Source organism: uncultured Agrococcus sp. (assembly GCF_945915485.1).
GTDB lineage: Bacteria > Actinomycetota > Actinomycetes > Actinomycetales > Microbacteriaceae > Agrococcus.
The window spans coordinates 1-3167 of the sequence record NZ_CAMEFJ010000157.1 but is presented as its reverse complement, the minus strand read 5'-3'; the positions used below and the strand labels follow the sequence as shown (position 1 = coordinate 3167).

General features: G+C 65.6%; 6 protein-coding genes and 2 riboswitches. Of the genes, 3 read left to right on the top strand and 3 right to left on the bottom strand.

The window, feature by feature from the left end:
* Positions 1 to 4 precede the first annotated feature (4 nt).
* Positions 5 to 592: a TetR family transcriptional regulator gene (locus tag Q0O95_RS13815; protein ID WP_293699875.1), complete on the bottom strand. Its 588-nt coding sequence runs from the start codon at positions 590 to 592 to the stop codon at positions 5 to 7.
* Between the two features lie 74 nt (positions 593 to 666).
* Between Q0O95_RS13815 and Q0O95_RS13810 the strand changes: the two genes are divergently transcribed.
* Positions 667 to 1077, top strand: coding sequence for a VOC family protein (locus tag Q0O95_RS13810; RefSeq protein ID WP_293699872.1), 411 nt, complete (start codon positions 667 to 669; stop codon positions 1075 to 1077).
* On the opposite strand, the gene Q0O95_RS13805 is transcribed toward Q0O95_RS13810, so the two are convergent.
* Positions 1059 to 1418, bottom strand: coding sequence for a multidrug efflux SMR transporter (locus Q0O95_RS13805; protein WP_293699869.1), 360 nt, complete (start codon positions 1416 to 1418; stop codon positions 1059 to 1061). The two genes, Q0O95_RS13810 and Q0O95_RS13805, sit on opposite strands and share 19 nt — an antisense overlap.
* Positions 1418 to 1732, bottom strand: coding sequence for an SMR family transporter (locus tag Q0O95_RS13800; protein ID WP_293699866.1), 315 nt, complete (start codon positions 1730 to 1732; stop codon positions 1418 to 1420). The genes Q0O95_RS13805 and Q0O95_RS13800 overlap by 1 nt, the downstream gene beginning before the upstream one ends.
* A gap of 12 nt (positions 1733 to 1744) precedes the next feature.
* Positions 1745 to 1809, bottom strand: a riboswitch (guanidine-III (ykkC-III) riboswitch).
* Positions 1810 to 1851: 42 nt separating this feature from the next.
* Positions 1852 to 1943, top strand: a riboswitch (TPP riboswitch).
* 35 nt (positions 1944 to 1978) lie between these two features.
* Here Q0O95_RS13800 and Q0O95_RS13795 point away from each other — a divergent pair.
* Positions 1979 to 2764 carry a 3-oxoacyl-ACP reductase gene (locus Q0O95_RS13795; RefSeq protein WP_293699863.1) on the top strand — a complete coding sequence of 262 codons (786 nt, stop codon included), beginning with the start codon at positions 1979 to 1981 and terminating at the stop codon, positions 2762 to 2764.
* On the top strand, positions 2764 to 3167 hold a 404-nt coding region (locus Q0O95_RS13790; RefSeq protein WP_293699861.1), incomplete at its 3' end, for a hydroxyethylthiazole kinase. The genes Q0O95_RS13795 and Q0O95_RS13790, both read left to right, overlap by 1 nt.

Here is a 3167-nt window from a genome sequence, read left to right as displayed (position 1 = left end):
GGCTTCAATCCGCGCCGGCGATCGCCGCATCGAGGATGCGATCCAGCGTCGCGTGCGCGCTGCGGCGTGCCTCTTCCCCGGCTGCGTGCTGCGCGATCCATAGGGCAGCCTCGTTCATGGCGCCCGAGAGCAGCGCCGTCATCGCCTCGAGCAGCTCCTTGCGAACGCCGACCGCTTTCAGGACGTCGCGCAAATGCAGGGCGGAGTGCTCGGCATCGTGACGCCGCCAGCCCTCCCAGCCGATTACAGCGGGTCCGTCGATGAGCAGAATGCGCGCAGCGGCACCCGCGGTGGCGGCGTCGAGAAATGCGTGCGAGCCGGCACGCAGCTGATCGATCGCCCCCGAACCGGCTCGTTCGGCGGCCTCGACGACGGCACCGGCGACCTCCTCCTGCTGTTTGGCCGCGACTCGTTCGAACAGCCCCGCCTTGTTGCGGTAGTGGTGATAGACGGCGCCGCGCGTCACGCCCGCTTCCCGCGCGATGTCGTCGAGTGAGACGTCTGCGAATCCGTGCGTCGCGAACAACCGAGTCGCGGCTTCGAGAATGGATCGAGCGGTCTTGGCAGCGTCCGCTGCTGAGGCACGGGGCATGAGCACTTCCTTTACATACACAAAGTATGTATCCTGTTTTTGATACATACACATTGTACGTAAAGGAAAGCGCAATGACAGTCACCAGCCTCTACCCCGTGCTCATGTCGAAGGATGTGGCGACCGCCGCAGCCTTCTACCGGGAGACATTCGGCTTCGAAACCACCTTTGAAACCGACTGGTACATCAGCCTCCGGCTCGGAGCCTTCGAACTGGCGATCCTGTCCTTTGACCACGAGACAGTGCCGGAGTCGCATCGATCACTGCCCCGCGGCGTCATCGTGAACATCGAAGTCGACGACGTCGATGAGGTCTACCGGCACCTCACCGAGACCGCGGGGCTCACTCCTGTGCTCGCACTGCGCGACGAAGACTTCGGCCAGCGGCACTGCATCGTCGAGGCACCCGACGGCGTCCTGCTCGATGTCATCCAACCCATCCCGCCGAGCGAAGCGTTCGCACGCGCTTACTCGACCGACTCCTGAACCGCGGGCTTCGCGGGCTTCGCGGGCGTCGTGAATTTCAGCCCCACGACCGCGCCGACGATCGCCACGAGGCACAGCCAGCCGGCCCACGACAGCTGCTCCTGCCCCGTAAGCGCCGAGTAGGCGACGGTGCCGGCCGCGCCGATACCGACCCACACACCGTAGGCAGTGCCGATGGGAATATCGCGAGCCGCCCATCCCAGCCCGGCAAGGCTGATGATCGCCGCAATGACGAACACGATGCTCGGCACGAGATTCGTGAAGCCCTCCGACGCCGACAGCGCTAGCGCCCACACCGATTCGAAGACGGCACTGAGCAGCAGAATGATCCAGGCGCGCATTACGACACCACTTTCAGCCCGACGACGGCTCCCACCAACAGCAGAAGCAGCAGCGCGCGAATGAGCGTCAGCCGCTCCTCACCGCGGACAGCGGCCACGAGTACAGTCGCAACAGCGCCGATGCCGACCCACACGGCGTACGCGGTTCCGACCGAGATGGTCAGCATCGCGTACGCCAGCCCGACCATGCTCACGATGAATGCGACGACGAACAGCAGCGTCGGCCGCCAGCGTTTGAAGCCTTTCGAAGCGCCGAGCGCGATCGCCCACACGGCCTCCAGGAGCCCGCTTGCGATCAGAACGATCCAGTCCATGAGTGAACCCTCAATGGCCGTCTTGTCGTGGTGCGGGTACAGCTCCCTCGTCCGCGGCTGCGTCGTTCGCAACCCGGCCTCCAGAATAGCAAATCGGCGGGTCCGTGGCCTAGACTCGTAGACGTGACACGGGGTGCCGCGCGCGGCTGAGATCACACCCGTCGAACCTGATCCAGTTCGTACTGGCGAAGGGATGTCCGAAAGCGTTCGTCGCTACCCTTCGCCCCCGATGACGGGAGGCAATGCATGACCGAATTCGAATCGACCGCGGTGCCCTTGCAGAAGCAGGTAGTGCTCGTGACGGGAGGGGCCCGGGGTCTGGGCCGCGCCATCACCGAGTCGCTGCTTCGCGAGGGCGCGCGAGTCGTCGTGAACTATCGCAGTAGCCGGGAAGCCGCGGAGGGCATCCAGCGGGAAAACCACGGCAGGGTCGTCGCGCTGCGGGCGGATGTCCGCGACCGTCTGCAGGTGGACGCGCTGTTCGAACGTGCCGGGGCCCTTTTCGACGCTCCCGTCACGACCGTCGTCAACAACGCGCTCACCGACTTCGAATTCGATGGAGATGCAAGGGCCAAGGCGCACGAGATCGGCTACGACACCTTCGCCGCGCAGTTCTCCAGCGCTGTGCAGGGCGCACTCAACACGACGCAGGCGGCGCTGCCTCACTTCGACCGCGCCGGACACGGCCGAGTGATCAACGTGGGGACGAACCTGTTTCAGAACCCGGTTGTGCCGTATCACGACTACACGGCGTCGAAGGCTGCTCTGCTGGCACTGACACGCACCTTCGCCGCCGACCTCGGCCCTCGAGGCGTCACCGTGAACATGGTGAGCGGCGGTCTGCTGCGCACTACGGACGCGAGCGCTGCGACCCCCGAAGAGGTCTTCGACGCGATCGCCGACAGCACCCCGCTGCGGCGCGTGACAACGCCCGAAGAGTTCGCCGACGCCGTGCTCTTCTTCGCATCTCCGTGGGCCAGAGCGGTCACGGGGCAGAACCTTGTCGTCGACGGAGGATTGGTGAACAACTGATGACGAACGAACACCCGACACGCATAACCGCTGCGACGGTCGACCGCGTTCGCGAGCAGTCGCCGCTCGTGCACTGCATCACGAATAACGTCGTGCCCAACTTCACGGCCAACGCGCTGCTCGCTGCCGGCGCCGCACCCGCCATGGTCGACATCGTGGGTGAAGCTGAGATGTTCGCCGGGATCGCGAGCGCACTCCTGGTCAATCTCGGAACCCCGACGCCCGAACAGCGCGGAGCCATCGCAGAGGCCGTGAAGGGTGCATCCCGCGCGGGCACTCCGTGGGTGCTCGACCCTGTCGCTATCGGAGCGCTGCCGATCCGCACCGGGCTCGCGCACGAGCTCGCCGATCGGCAGCCGACCGTGATCCGCGGCAACCCCTCTGAGCTCTTGGCTCTCGCAGG